The sequence below is a fragment of the Sorangium sp. So ce119 genome, assembly GCF_051524405.1.
Classification (GTDB): Bacteria; Myxococcota_A; Polyangia; order Polyangiales; family Polyangiaceae; genus Sorangium; species Sorangium cellulosum_G.
The window spans coordinates 6993981-7015042 of record NZ_CP150310.1; the positions used below are offsets into that span (position 1 = coordinate 6993981).

Genomic DNA, 21062 nt, shown 5'->3' on the forward strand with positions numbered 1-21062 from the left:
GGCTGGCCGCTGGCCGATGAAGGTACATCTCACTCCACCCGGAACGCGGTTTGCGGAGCGGATGGGCTCGCGCCGTCGAAGCCCATCCCGAGCGCCTTGAAGACGGGCGGGCACTCGGGATCGCCCTCGAACGACATGCAGCCGGAGGTGCGATCCGTCATGCCGTCGACCTGGTGGTCCAGGTCGGACTCGGCATAGAAACTGGCGATATCGAACACGATGGTGCTCGACTCCGGGTCGACGCCGTCGAGACGTACGTCGGCGACGTTGTCGGCGGCGCACGAGAAGCCGTCGCTGACGGTGCCCTCGCACGTCGTACTTCCGAGGTGAAAGAAGTACGTCGGGTTCATCGTCGAGAGGAGGTCGAGGCGGACGAACTTGTAGCCGCCCTTCCACGACCACCACATACCGGGAATGTTCAGGGGTGCCGGGGCTGTCGCCGCGTCCAGGTGGTTCATCTCCGGGGGCAACCCCAGGATGAACCTGACACCGGCGTAATCGCCGGCCGGGGCGGTGCCCACGATCTCGGTCCTCGTCTCCGGGCTGCCGGTCTCGCATGTGCCCGTGCCGTCCTCGAAGTCGAGGAACGCGACCTTGTCGCGCTGCCAACTGCCGTCCTGCTCGAGCGAGAGCGGCTCCTCGGACCCGTCGTCGCGCACGAGCCGGACATCATAGACGTACATACGGAAATCGAGCGGCTTCACCGCCGATCGGGTCGTGCCGACTCCGTCGAACGTGGTCGTGCAGGAAAACGGCTTGTCGCCTACCTTGGCGGCGAAGCTCAGCGCGAACGTCTTCGAGGCGACGTCATCGTCCCCCCCGCCGCACCCGCTCAGCGCCGCGAGACAGGTCACGCCCAGGAACGTGACGCGAGCCATTGAACCCACCATCGGACAACCTTTCAAGCTACGAGGCCGCAGCGTCGTCACCACCGCGCCGGAGCGGAGCGTAGCCTACTCGACGATCGGCTCTCCTGGGATGCATCAATTTGTCGCACCTCGCGGCCGCCCTCCAAAGGATGCCGGCGGCATCCGTGCGAGATGTGCCCCAGGAGCGCCAATAAAAAGCCAGTGTAGACGCACCTGAGGCAGCTCAGACAGGTGGCTGTCAGGGTCGCATTCACAGGCGACGTGGCCATCGACCATCGATGCCCAGCGCGCGACAACCGCGCCAAGGGTGCCCAGCGAGGGCGTGCTCACGCGTCGCGCCCCCGGAGTTCGTCGTCGAGGCGCTCGTCATACTCGTCACGTACAGGCGCCGCGATCGCCATATTGGACGGAGCTGACTGCGCGGCGCTGCGCCTCCACGAGCGCAGCAGGGCGAAGATCCCGAGGAACGACGCCGCGATGCCGAGCATCAAGCCCAGGGCAACCTGGCCGAGGACGCCGGACGAAGGCGCCGCACGGATACGCTCCCCATAACGCGCGATGAGGTCCTGCTCGACTCTGTCGACGGCCTCGCCCCGGCGGAGACGCCCTCGGATCTCGCGACGAAGCTCCTGCGCCACCGGCGATTCGTGGATGTCGAGTGTCTGATCCCAGCAACAAGGCGCGAGCAGACGCCCTTCGAGCGCCCTCTCGCCGGGCGCCGCGGTCGAGTCGGCGAGCTCGGCCGCGGCCGTGCTGGTCGTCGCGGGCTCGGCCCTACCGCTGAGGGCCACGCCCGCGACGGCGACGACCAGCGCCGCCGCGCGGCGCCCGCGCGAGCTCCGCGGCGATCGGACACGCAGCGGCGAGCTCACGTCGCGCGCGCGGTGAGGGGCACGGACCGGGGCATCCGCGGCGCCGCGGTGCTCTCGCTGGCTCATGGCGAGACAGACTACCGCTATCGGCCTCCACGGCCCTGCGACACGATGTCGCGCTGGTCACCGCGCGGCACCGTCACGGCGCCTGCTCTGTCTCGCCGGCCAGCGCGACTGCGCCGCGCACGCCGTGGTTCGAGGCGCCGAAGAGGTTGTCCGGATCCAGCGCGCGCTTGACCTCGCGGATGACCGTCCGCGCGCCCTCGGAGTACACCTCGCCGAGGAAGTCCTGCCGGATCTTCCCCACACCGTGGTGGTGTGAGAGCGTGCCGCCCGAGGCGAGGATCTCCTCGCGCGCCGCGTGCTCGAGGGCGGCATACTCCGCAACGGGGTCGGCGACGCCCTTCGCGTAGAAACCTAGATAGAAGTACATCGCGACGCCCGTCGAATAGACCTGCGTGATCCGACCGGTGAAGAAGGGCCGTCCGGGTAGCCGGCGGCGCTCGTGCTCGAGCTCCACGCGGCGCTTGACCCGCTCGTAGAGCTCCAGCGCCCGCGACCATGGCACGCTCGTCTCGAAGCTCTCCGCGATGGCCCAGTGCTCGAACGCCAGATCGCGGATGTACGCGATGCCGAAGGTGAGCTGGTAGCCACGCTCCCCGTTGGCGGCGCCTCCCTGGAGGCCGCCATGGCGCGCCGCGATGGCCCGGAGCGTTCGCTCCTGAAAGGCGACCTCCGCGGCCGTGCCCTCGAAGACCACCGTCGCCACGCACATCTTGTGCGGATCGAAGCCCTTGATCCGCGTCACCACGAGCGCCTCGGCCTGGCTCTTGAGCCGCGCGGCGAGGCCCTTCGAGGCCGGCTTCAGCGCCTGTCCGAAATGGAACTGGGTGTTGTCCATCACGCGCACGCTCGCAGGAACGGCGCCGCTCTGTTGCAGGTCGTAGAGGAACTGGAAGCCGCGCTCGAGGTCCGGGAAGATCACGCTCGCGTAGCGCTGCACCTCGGGCAGGGGCCAGACCTTGACCACCGCGCTGGTGATGATGCCGAGGTTCCCCTCGCTCCCGAACAGGATGGTCTTCGGGTTGACTCCGACGCTCTCGCGCGGGCCCACGGCGGGACGTTCAATCACGCCTCGGGCCGTCACTGCCGTGACATCGAGCACGATGTCCTCGACATTGCCGTAGCGGTTCTTCTTCATCCCGCTGGCGTTCGTGGCGATCCACCCGCCGAGCGTCGAGAACTCCGCGCTGTCGGGCTCGTGTCCGAGCGTCAGCCCGTGCCTGGCCAGCTCGGCGGCGATGTGCCGGCCGGTGGCGCCCGCCTCGATGCACGCCGTGCGGTTCACCGGGTCCACCCAGCGCAGCTTGTTCATACGGCGCATGTCCAGCACGACGACGACGCGCGCTTCGTCGACGGGCAAGCGCAGGGCGTCGGTGACGTTGGTACCGCCGCCGAAGGGGACGAGGCAGGCCCCGCGCTCGTGCGCCACCTCGACGAGGCGCTCCACCTCGGCGTGCGCCTCGGGGAAAACGACGAGATCGGGGACGCGCGGCAGCCGACCGTAGCGAATCGCCCAGATCTCGGCCCCGGTGTGGCCGTGGCCACGCCGCAGCCGGACCAGCGGCTCGTCGCTCACCTGATCGTCGCGGAGGAAGCCGCGGAGCGCCTCGAGCAGCGCCTCGTCGCGCCGCGCGGCGGGAACCGCGGGCGGATAGCGGGGCACGTTGCGGTTGTCGTAGGCGAGCGGCGCCTGAAGGATGCCCGACAGCCACGGCAGCAACTTCGGAAGATCGAGCCCGCTGAGGTTGTAGCGACGTCCCGTGAGCGTCACGTGGCCGTCCGGCTTCACGACGAAGCGCGTGTCCTTGAAGCCCCAGCCGTCGAGCGCCTCCTCCTCGTCACCGAGCGGCGCCGCGGGCGCCGGTGTCCTGCCGCCACCACCCGGCGAACCCCAGCCCAGCCGGCTCGCGACGTTCGCTCCTGCGCGCTTGATGCGCGACCGCAACCCTCGCTCCTGATCCATGTCATCACCTCTCACCGCCGACGACCTCAACTGGCTCAGAAGAACGCCTTCAACAGGCCGATCGCGCCCTGCTTCCAGGGCACGCGATGGGTCACGCCGGAGCGGCTCTCGAACTCGCTCCGGTGCGCCCGGTACCACTCGAGGTTGCGCACCAGCGCGTCCTTGTTCGAATACCTCGGCGTGAACCCGAGCTGCCGCTCGGCCTTCTCGATCGACACGAACGAGTCCTTCGATGCCGTCTCGTAGACCCACTTGTAGAGCGGCGACAGGCCCATCGCCTCCAGCGCGCGCAGGCCAAGCACCGCCGGCGCCGCGGGGAAGGGCACGATCTTCTTGCCCTTGCCCACCGCGTCGAGCACCGCCTGGTAGTCCTCTCCCATGGTGGTGAAGTCCTTCGCGCCGATATTGAAGGTGTCGTTGGCGACCGCCGCGTCCTTCGTCATGCACAGGTAGATGGCCTCGCAGAGATCGGCCACGTCGAGGAGCTGGTAGCGGTTCTTGCCGTCGCCGATCATGGGGAAGCCCTTGCCGTCGAGCGCCCAGTCGTAGAGCAGCGCGAAGACCCCGAGCCGCTCCGGGCCGATGAAGGACTTGGGCCGGATGATGGGCACCACGAGCCCCCGGCCGCGCTCTTCCAGGCACACGAGCTCGGCCTGGATCTTGGCCTGCCCGTACGGGCCCACGCCGTCGAGCCGGTCGTCCTCGCTGAGCGGGTGGTGGTCGGGGATGCCGTACACGGCCGTGGAGGAGATGTGCACGGCGCGCTCGACGCCGTGGCGGCGCGCGGCGCTCATGACCACGCGCGTGCCGATCACGTCGGTCGTGTAGATCTCCTCCGGCGTGTACAGGGGCAGCGCGGCCGCCGTGTGCACGACGAAGTCCTGCCCCTTCACCGCCTCGTCGACGACCGCCGCGTCGCGGATATCCCCGCGCACCTCGCGGATGCGCGACCGCTCGGGGTAATCGAAGTCCAGGAGATCGAGCGACGTGACCTCATAGCCGCGCTCGAGCAGGTGCCGCACCAGATTGATCCCGAGGAAGCCCGCGCCGCCCGTGATCAGGACCTTCTTCTTGCTCATCGTCTTGCAACCTCGCTTCAGGGGTAAGGAGAGCCGCCGACGCTCACGCGCCGTGGGCCTCGATGATGGCCCGCGCCTCGGCCGGGTGGCTCTTGCACTCGAGCAGCGCTCCGAGCAGGAGCGGCGCCACGATGGTGGCGTCCGACTCGATCACGAACATGGGCGTGTCCGCGGTCAGCTTGTCCCAGGTGATCTTCTCGTTCGGCGTGGCGCCGGAGTACGAGCCGTAGGACGTCGTCGAGTCGGAGATCTGGCAGAAGTAGGCCCAGGGCCGGGCCGGCTCGTCGAGATCGTATTTGAGCGACGGCACCACGCAGATGGGGAAGTCCCCCGCGATGCCCCCGCCGATCTGGAAGAACCCGACGCCCGCGCCTGCGCTGAGCGCGCGGTATTGATCGTACAGATCGGCCATGTACTCGATACCCGACTTCACGACGCTCGCGCTGCACTCGCCCCGCCTCACGTAGGACGCGAAGATGTTGCCGAAGGTCGAGTCCTCGTGGCCCGGGACCACCAGCGGCAGCCCGGCCTCCGCGGCGGCGAGCAACCAGCACTCCTCGGGCGGCCCGCGGTGGAGCGCGGGCTCGACCGCCCGGATCAGCTCGTAGAAGTACTCGTGCCAGAAGCGGCGCTCGCCGCGCGCCGTCGCCCGCTCCCACATGGGGACGATGTGCTTCTCCACCGCGCGGAAAGCCTCGTCCTCGGGGATGCTCGTGTCGGTCACGCGCCGCATCCGGTTCTCGAGGATCCGCGTGTCGTCCTGCTTGGTGAAGTAACGGTAGTCGGGGAAGTCGTGGTAAGCGTCATGCGCGACGAGGCGGAACAGCGACTCCTCCAGGTTCGCGCCGGTCACCGACATGCCGTGGATCAGGCCGGCGCGGATGGCCGGTGCCAGCGTGATGCCGAGCTGGGCCGACGACATCGCCCCGGCCACGGCCCAGAACATCTTGCCCCCGCGCTCGATGTGCTCCCAGTAGGCGAGGAGCGCGTCGCGCGTCGCGCGGGCGTTGAAATTCTTGTAGTTGCGAAGAACGAACGTGAGCAGGGGCAGCGTCGTGGACGCGCTCTTCGTCCCAGCCATGTTTCACCGAGCCTCGGCGACCACGGAGGTCGTCCCGGTGGTCTCGGGTCGCGCAGGCCACCAGGGACGCGCTACGGACCGGCGCGGGCCGGGCCGCCATCGCAGCGTCGGGTGGCTTCGGGGGGGACCGTAGCACGGCGCGCGACAATCGTGTCAAGCCCGAGGGGATCGTCCCCTGCCTCGACCCGCTCGATGCGCCCCATGGCCGGACGCTTCGGCCATGGTTCCGCACGCAGGCCATCGGGCCTCGGCGCGGCGGGCCTGTGGCAGCGCCCCGGCGGGATCAGCGCAAGAGGCTCATCCGGGCTGGCTCCCTCGCTGCCGCTCGAGCCGCTCCCGCATCACGTTGGGGATCCTCCCCGCGGCCTCGATCGCCCGATCGAGCGCCGCGCGCGCCTCGGCGTCGCGGCCGCGCCGCGCGCACGCCCGCGCCCGCGCCTCGATGACCTCGATCTGCTCCTGCCCCACCGAGAAGCGCGCCGACCGCTCCTCGAGCTCGTCCCACGCCTCGTCGCCCGCCTCCCGCGTCGACAGGTCGATCATCGACCACTGCACCTCTTCCGAGGGGGCCATCTCCATGCCCCCGCGCCCCTCCGCGGCGGCCCTCTCCTGCTGGCCCCGGATCGCCTCGATGATCTCCCGCGCCCTGGTCTCCTCGCCCCGGTAGAGGAGCACCCGCGCGAGGAGGAGCTGCACCACCGGCCGCGCCTCGTCCCCCCGCTGCTGCCGCTCGAGCGCCACGGCCCGCTCCACATGGGACATCGCGATGTCCACGTTGCCCATCAGGTAGAAATGTTCGCCGAGGTTGAACTCCCCCACGAGCTCCATCGTCCCCAGGCCCAGCTCGCGTGAGATGGCGAGCAGGCGGCACGTGTCCAGGATCATGCCCTCGTGGTCCCCGAGGCACGCGCGCAGGAGCGCACGGCTGTTGATCGCGGACCCGAGGTGCAGGCGATCGCCGCGCGCCTCGCACATCCGGATCGCCCGCTCCAGGACCGCCCCTGCCTGGTCCAGCTTGCCCAGCCCTGGGTAGACGAAGCCGAGGAGCAGCAGCGAGATCACCAGCGTCTCGTAGCCGTCGTCGCCGACCGCCTCGGCCTGCGCCGCCGCGTCCTCGAGCGGCGGCGCCGCCGCGTCCTCGCGGCCCTCGTGGATGAGCGAGCGCCCCACCCCCATCGACAGGCGCGCCGTGAGCGCCGGCGGCAGCTCGCCCTGCGCGAGCTCCCTCGCCTGCTCCACCCGCTCCTTCGACCGCCCGTAGTCGCTCATCCAGTCGAGCGCCGTGGCCTCGTCGAGCAGGAGCTCGATCTGCTCGATCCTGTCGCCCTCCTCGACCGCCATCGCCCGCGCGCGCTCGAGATCGCCGAGCGCGTCGTGGTAGCGGCCGAGCCGGTAGCGCATCAGCCCCCGGCCCCGGTACGCCGCCCTCCGCCGCGCGCCGCGCCCCTCGACCGGCTGCGCGAGCGCGCGGCTGTAGTGGAGCTCCGCCTCGACATAGACGTGGCGCGCCCTCGCCCGCTCGGCGAGCTCCAGGTAGGCCTCCTCCGCGACCGCCGCGAGCCCCGCCTCGGCGGCGTGGTACGAGATCTTGAACCACCGCTGCTCCCGGCTCTCGTGGGCCGCCTGCCGGTGGTGCTCGTAGGCCGCGACGTGGATGCTCCGCCGCTCCGCCTCGGCGACGCCGTGCGCGATCGCCTCCCGCATCAGCGCGTGCCGGAAGCCGAGCCGGCCCTTCCGATCGGCGACAAGCACCCCCGCCCTGACCAGGCGCTCGGTCCCGACCCGCGCGTCGAGGGGGTAGGCGGCGCCCTCGCCGCGCCGGTCCAGGTGGTCGAGCACGCCCGCGATCTCGTCGAGCAACACCTCGGCGCCGAGCAGCGCGACGAGCCGCGCGTGCGCGCCGAGCGCCGGCCCGAGCGCCGCGATCTCCCCCTGCGCGAGCGGATCGAGCAGCGGCAGCGTGGGCAGGCGATCGAGCTCGTCGGTCGCCAGGTACCACGCGTTGCCCCGCGGGTGCCGGCGCAGGATCCCCTCCCGCTTGAGCCCGTGCACGAGCTCCACGAGGAGCAGCGGCACCTGCTGCGAGCGCTCGAGCAGGCGATCGATCGCCTGCTCCGGCACGTCCCGCGCCGGCAGGAGCAGCCGGCGGCACAGCGCCCGCGCGCTCTCCGCATCCAGGGCGCCGAGCCGGACGACCTCGCGCCGCGCCGCCCGCTCGCCCCAGGAGGGGTGCACCTCGGCGAAGGCCGGGCGCCCCATCGCGCAGATCCACAGCGGCGCGGCCCCGTCCGCGAGCGCCGCGTACTCGAGCGTCGCGAGCGTCGCGTCGTGCGCGAACTGCGCGTCGTCGAGGAGGACGAGCACCGGCGCGGACGCCGCGCGCTGGCGCAGGCACTCGCCGGCCGCCCGGATGCGCGCCGAGCGGAGCGCGCCCGGCGCGGCCTTGAGCGCCTCGATCTCGGGGAAGACGTCGCTGCCCGTCCGCTCGTCCACCCACCCGAGCGCCATCGCCAGCCCCGCGCCGAGCTCCTCCCCGAGCGCAGGGCCGAGCCGCTCCTCGATCACCGCGCGGGCGGCGCCCTGCGGGGGCGCGTCGGGGACGTTGAGCGCCTCGCGCACGAGCTCCTGGAGCGTCGCGTCCTCGGCGCCGCTCGTGGGCTCCTGCGCGCGGAGATCGATCACCTTGGCCTGGGGAAAGAGCTCCCGGACCTTCTTGCCGAGCTCGGCGAAGAGGCGGCTCTTCCCGTACCCGGGCTCGCCGAGCACGGACACGACCGTGGGCCGCTTGAGGCGGACCGCCGCCTCGGCGGCGCGGAGGAGCTGCTCGAGGATCTCGCGGCGGCCGATGAACGCGCCGGGATCCGTCGTCTCGCGCACCGCGCCGACGGAGCCGAGCGTCGGCGCGCACGCGACCTCGTCCTCCGCCGCGGCGTGGGCCTCGGGGAGCGCCGCCGCGGCCGCGGGCGTGAGGAACGGCCCCGGCGGCCCGGACGCCGCGGGCCACCGCTCGGCGCGCGAGAAGAGCGGGCTCAGGAAGCGCGTCGCGCCGCCCGGCCGGACCTGGACCGAGACGGGCGCGAGATCGATCAGGACCCGCTCGCACAGCCCTTCCCGCAGGAGCTCGTCGGCCGCGCGCTGCGCGTGGCGCGCGGGGCTCGCGGCGCCCTCGTGGCCGAAGACCGCCGCGTAGCGCGAGCCGGAGGCGTGCGCGAGCTCGCCGCCGAGCGCCCGGACCCGGCGCTGCACGACCGCGCGATCCGCCGCGCCCTCGAAGAACAGCAGCCCCGCCGCGCGGCGCGTGGCGCCGCCTGCCGCCCGCGGCCGGCCGCGCTCGCTCGCCGCCGTCTCGTCCGCGAGCGCGAGCTCCAGCGCGGCGCGGAGCTCGGTCGCGCTGGCGAACCGCTCGCTCCGGTCCTTGGCCAGGCAGCGGTGCACCACCTCCTCGATCGCCCTCGGCACGGCCGCGCGCGAGGACAGGCGCGGGGGCCTGCGGCTCCTGTGGTCCTCGAGCACCGCCGCGCGCGGCCCCCAGAACGGCGGCCGGCCGGCGAAGAGCTCGTAGAGGATGACGCCCATCGCGTAGATGTCGGCGCGCGCGTCGAGGTCCGCGCGCCCGGCGGACTGCTCCGGCGCCATGTACTCCGCCGTCCCGAGGGCGAGATCCTCGTCCTCGGCGGCGCCTCGCCGCCCCACGACCCGGGCGATGCCGAGGTCGATGAGGGTCGCCTCCCCTGCCCCGTCGACGAAGATGTTCTCGGGCTTGAGGTCGCAGTGCACGTACCCGCGCCCGTGGACGACATCGAGGGCCCCGAGCGTCGCGAGGCCGAGCCGCGCGGCCTCGTCGACGCGCGGCGCCGGGCGGGCGGCGAGGCGCGCGGCGAGCGTCGGCGCCGCGACGCGCGTCAGCACCGCGTACGGCGAGCCGTCGTCCAGCGCGCCCCACGCGAGCACGGCCGGCACGCAGGGGGCGCCCACGGCCAGGAGCGCGTCGATCTCGCGGCGCAGGCGCGGCCCTGCCCCGCGGCGATCGGCGCGCGCGAGCTTGATGGCCACCGGCGCCCCGCCGCCCTCGGGCTCGGCCTCGAAGACGGTGCCGAAGCCGCCCTGCCCGAGGATCCTGAGGGTCCGGTAGCCGGCGAAGCGGGGCAGCGCGACCTGGACGACCTCGGTGATGTCGAGCACCGTCGCGTCATACGGCAGCGGCCGATGGTGCGCCGGGCACTCGGGACACGAGCCCTGGTTCCTCCGCCCGCACGACAGGCAGCGCCTGCCCTCGACCGGCGCGCCGCCCGGCTCGTCGCCTCGAGGCGCCTCGACGCGCATCCCCGACCCTACGGGGGCAAGAACGACGTGATCACCACTTCCGTGTACGCCGTGGACGAGGTCGCGGGATTGTCGAGACATCGGGAGTAAAAGCCGCCGAGAGCATCGGGCTCGCGGTTGCAGATCGTATCGCACGAGCCCGTGAGCGCGATAGGACCACACGCCTGCGTGACCGTCCCCCCGGTCGCCGGATCGGTAGCGAGGTGACCTGCCGCACAATCTCGCTTCAGGTTCCGCGCGCGGGTGATGCCCTCGGGCGCGTGACAGGAGCGCAGATAGGGCGTCGAGCTGAACACGTTGCCCCAGAACGCGCCCTCTCTCACCGTGTAGGTCGAGCGCTCCCCTGCTGGCGAGGCCAGCGGGTTCTGGGTGCCGCGCAGGGAGACGTTCACCGAGACGCCGTACCAGTTCGTCCGCGAGGCGAGGCACGCCGAGATCCAGCGCTGGAAGTAGGAATCGGTCAGCGGACCGTAGACCCACCAGTCCGCGATCCCGAGGTTGCCGGCGTAGGTCTCCGCGCGCGTGACCCCGCTGCTGTCGGTCCACGAGAACGAGAACGACTGGTCCGGCCTGAGCGCGCAGCTCACGACGTACCGCAGGAGCTCCCTTGACAGGGTGCCGTCTGCTCCCGGATTCTGGATGGCCGCGCGCGAGCTCGGGCTGAGGGAGCCCGGGGTCAGCGCGGTCTGGCTGAGCGTGAGCGGGGTGAGGGCGGTCTGCGTGAGCGCGTTCAATGCCAGCCTGTTGGCAATCAGGCTATTCCCGATGACCATTGCCCCCTCGGCCTCCTCTATCGATTCGTCCGGTTGTTCGTCGAGCTCGGCCCCGATGCAGGCGGTAGTAACCAGAGGTATTGCGAGCAGCGCAACAGTCCGCGTACAGCAAAGGAACATCTTGGTTCCCCCTTTCGGCGACGGTCCCAGCGTTTCAGTGTCGAGTAGCGGCCAAGTTTAAGTTACCATTTGGAAACGCTCCTGCATATACCGGTTCACCAAAGATCGCACGAGAGCGAGACAGCGGCGCGCGCGGCAGCCCTTGACGCGCCGCGCGGTGAGGGGAGATGACGAAAGAAGACGAGACGAGGCCGTTTTCCGATGTCGAGAGGGCCAGCGCCCGCGGCGAGCTCCCGCCGGGCACCGTCGCCGGCGATTACCTCCTCGAGGGATTCATCGCCCGCGGCGGTTGCGGCGTCGTCTATGGAGCGAGGCACGCCCGATCCGGCAGGCCCGCCGCGGTGAAGGTGCTGAGCGAGGCGGTAGCCCACTCTCGCCGGGTGGTCGAGCGATTCGCTCGCGAGATCGAGGCCTTGCAGCTCATCTCCCACCCCAACATCGTAGAAATCTACGAAGTGGGTGAGATGGACAACCACCAGCCCTTCTACGCGATGGAGCGCCTCGAGGGGCAGACGCTCGACGCGCTGATCAGGGCCGAGACGCGGCTCGCGCCCCGGGAAGCGCTGGAGCTGTTCGAGCCCATCTGCGCGGCGCTCGGGGCCGCGCACGCCGCGGGGATCATCCACCGCGACGTCAAGGCGAGCAACATCTTCATCTGCTCCGGCAAGCCGCGCACCGTGAAGCTGCTCGACTTCGGTATCGCAAAGCTGATGGGGCCCGAGGAGGGCCAGACCTGGCTGACGACCGCCGGCAGAATGCCCGGGACGCCATCGATCATGGCGCCGGAACAGATCCTGGGCGGCCCCATCGATGCTCGGGTGGATGTTTATGCGCTCGGCGTGCTTCTCCACCGCATGCTGGTGGGGAGACTACCATTCCATACACACGATATGGACGAGATGGTTCGCAAGCACCTCGAGGAGCCGCCGATGCCCCCGAGCTTGCGGGTCCCGCTCCCTCTCGAGCTCGACGCGGTGGTGCTCCGCTGCATGGAGAAGCGGCGGGAGCGGCGATTCAGCTCGGTGGAAGAGCTGGTGCGCGCGCTCCGGGAGGCGATCGGCGAGCCCGCGTCGGGCGTGCAGAGCGGGCCCGACCCGACGATGCCGGCGGTGGCGGTGTACATGGAGGTCCGGACGCGCGGCTCCGACGACCTCGACGAGGGGCTCGCGGCCGACATCGGGCAGGTGCTCGACATGGCCGAGTCGCAGCTCTCGAGCGCGGGGTTCATCCTGGCCTCGACCACCGGCAACGAGGTGCTCGGGGTGCGCCTGCTGCCGGCGGACGCGGCCGAGCAGCACGGCGAGCGGCGCGCGGCGCTCGAGTTCGCGACGGCGCTGCACGAGGCGCTGGCCCGCCGCGACGGGGCGGACGCGCGCGTGCACGTCAACGTGTGCGTGCACGCGGACGAGGTGCAGGCGCGCCCGACGTCGCCGCCCGAGATCACGGGGGGCGCGCTGATGTGCGCCGGGCTGTGGGCGCCGGCCGACGACGTGCGGGGGGTGTTCGCGACGCCGAGCGCGACAGCGGGCCTCGGCGGCGACGAGGCGCCCGCGCGGCGCCGCGCGTGACGAGGCGCCGCGCGTGAGGAGCGCGCGGGCGCGGGGCGCTGCGAGCGCCGCCGACCCCGGGCGCGTCAGCGCAGCGCGTGGCTGCGGGTCATCCGGTTCGCGAACGTCGACAGGGTGAAGGCGGCGATCCCGACGATCACCTCGAGGGCCTGCTCGGCGGTGAAGCCGGCCTGGACGAAGGCGTCGAGCTCGGCGTCCGACACCTGACCGCGCTCGCGCAGCGCCGCCTCGGTGAACGCCGCCAGCGCCTGGAGGCGCGCGTCGGGCACCGGCGCTCGCTCGAACAGCGCGGCGGCGACCGCGGGCGGCGCGCCCGCGCGGAGGAGGAGCCCGCGGTGCATCGCGCGGCAGAGATCGCAGCCGTTCTCGGCCGCGACCACCATCACCACGACCTCGCGCTCCACCGGCGAGAGCGTCGCCCCCTCGAAGAGCGCCTTGAGCTCGTCGAAGGCGCGCACCAGGAGCGGCGAGGTCGCGAAGCGGGCCACGGGCAGCGGCAGGAACCCGAATTTCTGCGCGGTCTGCGCCAGCGCAGGGCGCGCCGCCGCCGGCGCCGTGTCGAGCGTGTGGGCGGGGAAGTGGGGCGAAGCGGCGGGATGCGTGGACGCAGCGGCGGGCTGGCTCATGGAGGAGTCTCCTGGGGCAAATGGTTGTCAATACAAGCAACTGGTCGTCGAAGAGCAGGGTCGGGGCGCGGCGCCGCGCTCAGCCCTCGGGCTCGAGGTTCGCGAGGATGCGCTGCAGCGTGCGCCGGGTCGTGAGGAGGTCGTCCTCCGGGATGCCGGCGCGCAGCGCGTCGACCAGGGCCATGGCCTCGCTCGACAGCGCCTTGCGGAGCTTTCGCCCGCGCGCGGTCAGGTACACGAGCCGCGCGCGCCGGTCCGTCGGGTCCTGACGGCGCTCGACCAGCCCGTCGCGCTCCATGAGCGCGAGGATGCGGCTCATCGTGGGCACGTCCCGGAAGGTGCGGTCGGCGAGGTGCGTCTGCGTGACGCCCTCCTGCTCCCAGAGCCGGACGAGCACCATCCATTGCTCGGGCGTGATCTCGACGCCGTGCGCGCGGAAGCGCCGGTACATCGCGGCGCGGGACGCGAGGTACACGCGCGCCAACCAGTAGCCGAGCGCGTTGTCGAGGATGATCCCGCCGTCGGCCGTGAACTGGTCGCGCATCGTGGACCGAGCGTAACGCCGAGGATTTACTTGTCAATACAAGTATTGTTCTGTCTACCCTGCCTCACCCGACCCGCGCGGCGCGGTCGCCACGAGGCCGCCGGCGGCGACGAGGGCGCAGGCCGCGAGCAGGCGGGGGCTCGCCTCGGCGCGGCCGGCGACGCAGAGCAGCAGCGTCGAGAGGACCGGCGCGCCGTAGGACAGCACCCCGAGCTGCGGCAGGTCGCCGTGCTTCGTCGCGAGGTCCCACGCGAAGAACGCGGCGCCCACGGGGCCGAGCCCGAGCGCGAGCAGGCCGAGCGCCTCGCCGGCCGAGGGCACGACGGTGCGCTCGAGCGCGAGGTGCCCGGCGAGGCCGAGGGCGGCCGTCGCGGCGCAGGAGCCGGCGACGGCGTCCGCAGGGACGTCGGCGAAGCGGCGCTGGACCACCGAGTACGTCGACCAGACGAGCGCGCAGCCGAGCGCGGCCAGGTAGCCGGGCGCGTGCGCGGCGCGCAGGCCGACGTCGCCCGCGGCGGCGAGCACCGTCCACACGCCCGCGAGCCCGAGCAGCGCGCCGGCCACGTGCCTGCGGCGCAGCCGACCGCCGGGGAGCGCCGCCGAGAACAGCACGATGAGCAGCGGCCAGAGGTACGCGATGAGGCTGACCTGCACGGGCGGCGCGGCGGAGACCGCGTAGAAGTAGAGGGCGTGGTAACCGAACAGGCCGCCCACGCCGAGCAGCCAGCCGCTCAGCGGCTGACGTAGCGCGCGCAGCGCGCCGTCGCCGCGCGCGCCGCCGCCGCGCCGCGCGACCCGCGCAAGGCCGAGCAGCGCCGCGATCGCGAACGTCGACGCGAGCACCTGGAGCGGCGGCAGGCGGCTCACCGAGGTCGAGAGCAGCGCGAGGCTGCCCCAGAGGCCGATGGCCGCGACGCCCGCCAGGGTGGCGGCTCGCCGCGAGGGTCGCGTCGCTGACGTGGTGTCCGACATGGCGCCGAGCCTGCGGCGCCGGCCCGCGGCCGTCTTGGCCGGGGCTCCGCCGCCCTGTGCCGGGGCTACGCGCTCTCCCGCGCTGTGCCGGGGCTACGCGCCGCCACCGCGCGGCGGTGCGCCCCGGCGCCTCGGCTCGGCCGGCCCGACCGGCCGTCCGGGCCGGGACGCGCGGCGCAGGGCGGCCGGGGTCACGCCGTGGCGGCGCCGCAGGCTCCGCGTCAGGCAGCTCTGATCGGCGTAGCCGCAGCGGATCGCGATCTCAGCGATCCCGAGATCGGTGCGGGAAAGGAGCTCGGTCGCGCGCGCGAGGCGCAGCGCGGCGATGCGCTCCTGCACCGTCGTCCCGAGGACGGTGCGGAACAGGTGGTGGAGGTGCCCGGGGCTCAGCTCCGCCCGGGCCGCCACGTCCGCCACGGTGAGCGGCTCGTGCGCGTGCTCCTCGATGAAGCGGAGCGCGCGGCGGAGCTTCTCGGGGGCGCGACCGGGGCAGCGCTCGCCGCGCTCGGCCAGCGTGAGCACGAGCAGCCCGGCCCACTGCCGGCGCAGCGCGACCGAGCCGACGCCCTCGAGCTCGACCGCGGCGGCGCGCACCAGGAGCGCGGCGGCGGCGTCGAGGGCGATCGGCCCGCCCGCGGCCCGCTCGATCCACGGCGCGGCGCCGAGCTGCTCCGCGGCGGCGACCGGCACATCGATGACGAGGAAGCGGTTCCGGTCCGGCGCCGCGAAGGCGTGGCGCGCGTCGCTCGGGACGAGCACGCCCGAGAGCCCTGCTGCCCTGAGCTCCCGCCCGCCCATCGAGAGCGAGAGCGCGCCTTCGACGGGCAGGACGAGCTGGTGGTGCGTGTGCCGGTGCGCGACCACCTCGGCCGAGTAACGCTGGATGCTGAGCTCGACCTCAGCCATGGCGCGCCATGCTCCCACGCCCGGCGCGCGCGCGCCATCGCGCCAGCGAGCACGCCTGGAGGCTTGACGGCCCGGCGCGAACGGAAAACCGTGGGGCCCATGCCGGGGAGAGGGACATGGCGGCGCGCGCTCGGGCGGCGCGGGCGCGCCGCGCGAGGCGGCCGCTGATGTCGTTCGCGCTCGCGGAGGGCGCCGTGTTCGCCGGGCGCTACCGCCTCGGCCGCGTCATCGGCGTCGGGGGCATGGGCGCCGTGTACGAGGCCGTGCACCTCGAGACCAACCGGCGGCGCGCCCTCAAGATCATGCACCCGACGCTCTTCGAGAGCCCGAACCTCCGCGAGCGCTTCCAGCGGGAGGCGAAGATCTCGGCGGAGATCGAGAGCGAGTTCATCGTCGAGGTCTTCGACGCGGGCATCGACGAGCAGACGCGCATGCCGTTCCTCGTGATGGAGCTGCTGCGCGGGGAGGATCTCGACCACCGCATCGAGCGCCTCGGCAGGCTGTCGCCGCTCGAGGCGGTGACGTACCTGCACCAGGCGGCGCTGGCGCTCGACAGGACGCACAAGGCCGCGGTCGTCCACCGCGACCTCAAGCCCGAGAACATCTTCCTCACGCAGCGCGAGGACGGGCAGCCCCACGTGAAGATCCTCGATTTCGGCATCGCCAAGCTCGTCGCCGAGAACGCGAGCGCCGGGCGCGCGACCCACGGCGTGGGCACGCCGATCTACATGGCGCCGGAGCAGTTCGACGGCGCGCCCCTGAGCAGCGCGACGGACGTGTATGCGCTCGGGATGGTGGCGTACACGCTGCTCGTCGGGGCCTCGTACTGGGTCAAGGAGGAGCAGACAGGCAACCTGCTCGCGATCCTCACCGCCGCCTCGCGCGGGCGGCCCGAGCCGGCGAGCGCGCGCGCGGCCGCGAGCGGCGTGGCGCTGCCGCCGGCGTTCGACGCGTGGTTCGAGAAGGCCGCGGCGATGCGGCCCGTGGACCGGTTCCAGGTCGCGACGCACGCGGTGCGCGCGCTCGCGGAGGCGCTGGAGGTCGCGCCCCCGCCGAGCGCCGCGAGGCCGCCGGCGTGGATGGCCGAGCTCGCCGCGCGGCCCACGGTCGCGTCCGTGCCCGCCGGCACGCCGATCCAGGCGACGCCGGACCGGCGGGACGAGCCGGACCGGACGCCCGCGCCCCCGGGCGCCTCGCGCGCCGAGACCGCCGCCAGCGCGCCGCCGCCGTCGCCCTCGCCGCCGTCGTCGTCGTCGCCGTCGCCGTCGCCGTCGCGGGTGGGGCGCGTCGCCGGCATCGCGCTCGCGCTCGGGGTGGGCGGGCTCCTCGGCGCGGTCGTCTACGCCACGCAGATCGAGCGCGCGCCGGGGCCCGGCCCGGCGCCGGCAGAGACGGACGCGGCAGGCGCGCAGGCGGGCGGGAGCGTCACGCCCGCCGCGGAGCCGACCACGTCGCGCGCCCCGACGCCCGGCGTCGCGCCGCTCGGCGCCGCCTCGGCTGCGCCCGACGCCGCGCCGCTCGACGTGGCCTCGGCCGCGCCCTCGCCGGGCGCCGGCTCGGCCGCGCCGTCACAGGGCGCCGCCGCCGCGACATCCCGGAGCCCCGCCGCCGCGGCGTCGCCGGGCGCCGGCTCCGCCGTGCAGGGCGCGCAGCCGCCCGCGGGCGGCTCGACCGCGAAGAAGAAGCGATGGACGCGCGACTGAGATGCACTCGCCGCGCGCCGGTCGGCCAGACCGAGACCACGTCACGAGCGCCCCGATGAACACCGCGCGATACGCCCTCTCCGCCGCATGTCTCTCGAGCGCGCTCGCCGCCGCGGGCGCCGCCTCGGCGGCCGACCCGGATCCCGCGCAGGCCGCCTTCGACGAGGGGGTCGCGCACATGGAGGCGGGGCGCTTCGAGCAAGGCTGCCCCGCCATCGAGAAGAGCCAGCAGCTCGACCCGCGGCCCGGCACGCTGTTCACGCTCGCGGAGTGCGAGGCCCTGCGAGGGCGGCTCGCGACCGCGCTCGCCCGGTTCGACGAGTACCTCGCGCTCTACCCCACCCTCGCGCCGAAGCAGCAGCGCAACCAGGGCGACCGCGAGAAGACCGCGCGCGCGCAGCGAGAAGCGCTCGCGCGCGACGTGCCCGGGCTCCGGCTGGAGCTGCCGCCCGACGCGCCGCCGAGCGCGGTGGTCGAGCTCGACGGTCGGCGGCTGGCGCCCACGGCGATCGGCCCCCTGCTGCCGGTCGATCCGGGAAAGCACCTCGTCCGGGCGCAGGCGCCTGGCGTCCGCGCCTTCGAGCGCGCCGTGCACCTCGACAGGGGAGAGAAAAGGACCGTGGTGCTGGAAATGACGGCGCCGCCTGCGCCGCCACCACCGGCGCCACCACCGCCGCCCGGGAGCGCGGGTGGGGCGGGCGGGACGAGCGCCGGCGGGCCGAGCACGCCGCCCGCGACGACGCCCGACACGGTCGGCGGCGGGCGCCGCGTCGCGGTCTACGTCACGGGTGGGCTGGGCCTCGTGGGGCTCGCGGTGGGCGGCGTCACCGGCGCGCTCGCGATGGAGAGGAAGGGCGTCGTCGACAGGAGCTGCGCCGGCACGGCGTGCAACCACGAGGGCAAGACGGCGGCCGACGCGATGAAGGCGCTCGGGCTCGCCAGCACGATCGCCTTCGGCGTGGGCATCGCGGGGGCCGGCGCCGCCGCGGTGCTGCTCCTGACCGAGCCGAAGGCCGCGAGCGCCGGCGCGTCCGGCGGGGCGTGGGTCGCCGCGGGCGTGGTGCCGGTCGGATCCGGCGGCGCCGCGCTCGACGTGCGAGGGGCATGGTGATCCCGATGGAACGAGCGCGCGTGCGCTGGATGATCGCCGCGGGCCTGGCGTTCTCGCCCGCCTGCACGGCCCTCCTCGGAGGGGACAAGGACTACTACGAGGTCGTCGGCGGCGGGGGCGCCGGCGGCGACGGGGGCGCGACCGGCGGTGGGGGCGCGACCGGCGGCGGGGGCGCGACCGGCGGCGGGGGCGCGGGCAGCGGCGCGGCCGGCGGCGGGGGTGCCGGCGGCGGACCTGTCGAGACATGCACCTCGGCGGACGAGTGCCCCGAGGGCGACGCCTGCCAGATCCGCACGTGCGACGACGGCGCCTGCGGGCTCGAGCCGGCCGACGCGGGGACGCCGTGCGGCGGAAGCGGATCGTGCGCGGGCGGCGCGTGCGTGTGCCCGTCCGGAGAGGCGTACTGCGCGGGGGCGTGCGTCGACACGGAGACCGATCCGCTGCACTGCGGCGCCTGCGGCCACGGCTGCCAGGGAGGCGGCTGCGAGGCGTCGGCGTGCCAGCCGCTCGTGCTCGCCGCGGGGCTCCAGCACCCGGCCGGCATCGCGGTCGACGGAGAGCGCGTGTACTGGACCAACCAGGGCGTCCAGGGCTCGGTGATGGCCGTGCCGAGGGGCGGAGGCGAGCCAGCGGCGCTGGCCACGGGCGAGGACAGCCCGTGGGAGATCGCGGTGAGCGGCGGGTATGTCTACTGGTCGAGCTACGTGCTCGGCCACCTGAGCCGGTCGCCGATCGACCGTTCCGAGCCGGTGAAGCTCATCGAGACCTCGAATGCGCTCGCGATCGCGGTGGACGCGGCGAACGTCTACTGGACCGACGCCGACCTGTACCTGATCAACAAGATGGCGCTGCCCGGAGACGTCGCGCCGGAGCAGCTCGCCGCAGGGCAGGACACGCCGGTCGACATCGCCGTCGACGCGACGCACGTCTACTGGACGCTCGACGCGGACACCGACCCGGAAAGCATGGTGGTGAGGGTGCCGATCGGCGGGGGCGCGCCGGAGCCGCTCGCCACGGACGTGCGCGATCCGCGGGGCATCGCGGTCGACGCGACGCACGTCTACTGGGTGACCGACGAAGGCGAGGTCCACAAGGCCCCGCGCGAGGGCGGCGGACAGGACGTCACCCTCGTCCGGGTGGGGGGGAGCGCGCGCAGCGTCGCCGTCGACGCGACGCACGTCTACTGGACGGCCCCCGGGGAGGGGGCGGTGAGGCGCACGCCGCTCGGCGGCGGCGTCGCGGAGACGATCGACGCCGGAGAGGAGGCGATGCCCTGGGAGATCGCCCTCGACGAGACCAGCGTGTACTGGACGGACAACCGGAATCCGGGCCGCGTGATGAAGCGCGCCAAGTGAGCCCGGCAGATCATGAATTGTCCCGACGCGCGCTGCCCGTGGGGCGCGCGACATGCCGTGGGCGCTCTTCACCGCGCGGCGTTGACGGCACCGCGCGGCGCTGACGGCCCGCCGGCGCTGGCGGCCCGTGCGGCCTCCTGGAAGGTGACGGCCGGGGATCGCGCGACAGCGCGCGTTTCGCTGGACGATGGGCCGCGGCTCGCCAATCCTTGCGCCATGAAGCTCACCAGCGTCGCCGCCGACACCGTGCAGATCGGGAGTCGGGGAGAGTACACCTCGCCCTCGGGCGCCACGGTCCGCATCCGCGACCGCGTGCTCGCCGCGGTGAAGGGGACCGTGCTTTACCGGCCCGGATCACTCGACACGTGGGAGCCGAAGGTGCGCCTCGAGAGGCCGCCCGTGATCGAGGTCACCGAGGAGACCACGGGGGCGGCGGGGCGGCGGCTCGTCGAGCAGGAGGGCGAGGCCCGCGTCGTCGCGCTCAACTTCGCGTCTGCCAAGAACCCCGGGGGCGGGTTCCTGCGCGGGGCCAAGGCCCAGGAGGAGGACCTCGCCCGGTGCTCCGCGCTGTACGCGTGCCTGGTCGAGCAGCGCGACTACTACGACCAGAACCGCGCCTCGGGGAGCTTCCTGTACACAGACCACCTCATCTACTCGCCGGAAGTGCCGTTCTTCCGCGACGAGCAGCACGCCCTGCTGGAGCGGCCCTTCGCGCTGTCGATCATCACCATGCCCGCCCCGAACGCCGGAGAGGCGCTCCTGCGGGACGATTCGGTGGACCAGGACATCCGCGCCACCCTCGAGCGCCGCGCGGCCACGGTGCTCGCCGCGGCGGGCGCGCACGAGCACCGGTGCCTCGTCCTCGGGGCCTGGGGGTGCGGCGTGTTCCGCAACGACCCGCGCGAGGTCGCCGACGTCTTCGCGCAGACGCTGGAGCACCCGCGCTTCCGCGGGGCGTTCTCGCGCGTCGTGTTCGCGGTGTACGACCGGGGCGACGATCAGCCGAACTACCGCGCCTTCCGCGAGCGGTTCGCCAGCGCCTAGCGCGTCTCGCCGCACACCGTGGGAGACACGCCCCCCGGCGCACGTCGAGGGCGCTCCTCGCGCCTACCCTCGATGGAAAAAATCGAAAGC

At 73.3% G+C, this 21062-nt stretch carries 16 protein-coding genes; 5 read left to right on the top strand and 11 right to left on the bottom strand.

What is annotated here, in order from left to right; all coding sequences use genetic code 11:
* Positions 1–29 precede the first annotated feature (29 nt).
* The 7 genes from WME76_RS26285 to WME76_RS26315 form a co-directional block, all read right to left on the bottom strand.
* Positions 30–878, bottom strand: a complete 849-nt coding sequence (locus WME76_RS26285; protein ID WP_437955025.1) for an MbnP family copper-binding protein — start codon at positions 876–878, stop codon at positions 30–32.
* 317 nt (positions 879–1195) lie between these two features.
* On the bottom strand, positions 1196–1807 hold the full coding sequence (locus tag WME76_RS26290; protein WP_437955026.1) for a cytochrome c-type biogenesis protein CcmH: 612 nt from the start codon (positions 1805–1807) through the stop codon (positions 1196–1198).
* Between the two features lie 73 nt (positions 1808–1880).
* A complete protein-coding gene (locus WME76_RS26295; protein ID WP_437955027.1) occupies positions 1881–3767 on the bottom strand; it encodes an FAD-binding oxidoreductase in 1887 nt (628 codons plus the stop codon).
* Between the two features lie 35 nt (positions 3768–3802).
* Positions 3803–4846 carry an NAD-dependent epimerase/dehydratase family protein gene (locus tag WME76_RS26300; protein WP_437955028.1) on the bottom strand — a complete coding sequence of 348 codons (1044 nt, stop codon included), beginning with the start codon at positions 4844–4846 and terminating at the stop codon, positions 3803–3805.
* 43 nt (positions 4847–4889) lie between these two features.
* Entirely contained in the window at positions 4890–5927 is a 1038-nt protein-coding gene (locus WME76_RS26305) for a deoxyhypusine synthase family protein (protein ID WP_437955029.1), read from the bottom strand.
* Positions 5928–6224: 297 nt separating this feature from the next.
* The gene (locus tag WME76_RS26310; RefSeq protein WP_437955030.1) at positions 6225–10250 is read right to left on the bottom strand and encodes a serine/threonine-protein kinase; all 4026 of its coding nucleotides are present in this window, start codon (positions 10248–10250) and stop codon (positions 6225–6227) included.
* 8 nt (positions 10251–10258) lie between these two features.
* Positions 10259–11023, bottom strand: a complete 765-nt coding sequence (locus WME76_RS26315; protein ID WP_437955031.1) for a hypothetical protein — start codon at positions 11021–11023, stop codon at positions 10259–10261.
* A gap of 287 nt (positions 11024–11310) precedes the next feature.
* Between WME76_RS26315 and WME76_RS26320 the strand changes: the two genes are divergently transcribed.
* A complete protein-coding gene (locus WME76_RS26320; RefSeq protein WP_437955032.1) occupies positions 11311–12711 on the top strand; it encodes a serine/threonine-protein kinase in 1401 nt (466 codons plus the stop codon).
* Between the two features lie 65 nt (positions 12712–12776).
* Here WME76_RS26320 and WME76_RS26325 read toward each other — a convergent pair whose 3' ends face one another.
* From WME76_RS26325 to WME76_RS26340, 4 genes are all read right to left on the bottom strand, one after another.
* The gene (locus tag WME76_RS26325) at positions 12777–13337 is read right to left on the bottom strand and encodes a carboxymuconolactone decarboxylase family protein (RefSeq protein ID WP_437955033.1); all 561 of its coding nucleotides are present in this window, start codon (positions 13335–13337) and stop codon (positions 12777–12779) included.
* Positions 13338–13416: 79 nt separating this feature from the next.
* Positions 13417–13881, bottom strand: a complete 465-nt coding sequence (locus tag WME76_RS26330; protein WP_437955034.1) for a MarR family winged helix-turn-helix transcriptional regulator — start codon at positions 13879–13881, stop codon at positions 13417–13419.
* A gap of 54 nt (positions 13882–13935) precedes the next feature.
* Entirely contained in the window at positions 13936–14853 is a 918-nt protein-coding gene (gene yddG, locus WME76_RS26335) for an aromatic amino acid exporter YddG (protein ID WP_437955035.1), read from the bottom strand.
* Positions 14854–14946: 93 nt separating this feature from the next.
* The gene (locus WME76_RS26340; RefSeq protein WP_437955036.1) at positions 14947–15759 is read right to left on the bottom strand and encodes a helix-turn-helix domain-containing protein; all 813 of its coding nucleotides are present in this window, start codon (positions 15757–15759) and stop codon (positions 14947–14949) included.
* A gap of 167 nt (positions 15760–15926) precedes the next feature.
* On the opposite strand from WME76_RS26340, the gene WME76_RS26345 reads away from it, so the two are divergent.
* From WME76_RS26345 to WME76_RS26360, 4 genes are all read left to right on the top strand, one after another.
* Positions 15927–17462: a serine/threonine-protein kinase gene (locus WME76_RS26345; RefSeq protein ID WP_437955037.1), complete on the top strand. Its 1536-nt coding sequence runs from the start codon at positions 15927–15929 to the stop codon at positions 17460–17462.
* A gap of 55 nt (positions 17463–17517) precedes the next feature.
* A complete protein-coding gene (locus tag WME76_RS26350; protein WP_437955038.1) occupies positions 17518–18573 on the top strand; it encodes a hypothetical protein in 1056 nt (351 codons plus the stop codon).
* 5 nt (positions 18574–18578) lie between these two features.
* Positions 18579–19928, top strand: a complete 1350-nt coding sequence (locus WME76_RS26355) for a hypothetical protein (protein ID WP_437955039.1) — start codon at positions 18579–18581, stop codon at positions 19926–19928.
* Positions 19929–20144: 216 nt separating this feature from the next.
* Positions 20145–20972 (top strand): TIGR02452 family protein, encoded by an 828-nt coding sequence (locus WME76_RS26360; protein ID WP_437955040.1) that lies wholly within the window; start codon positions 20145–20147, stop codon positions 20970–20972.
* The last annotated feature ends 90 nt before the right edge of the window (positions 20973–21062 follow it).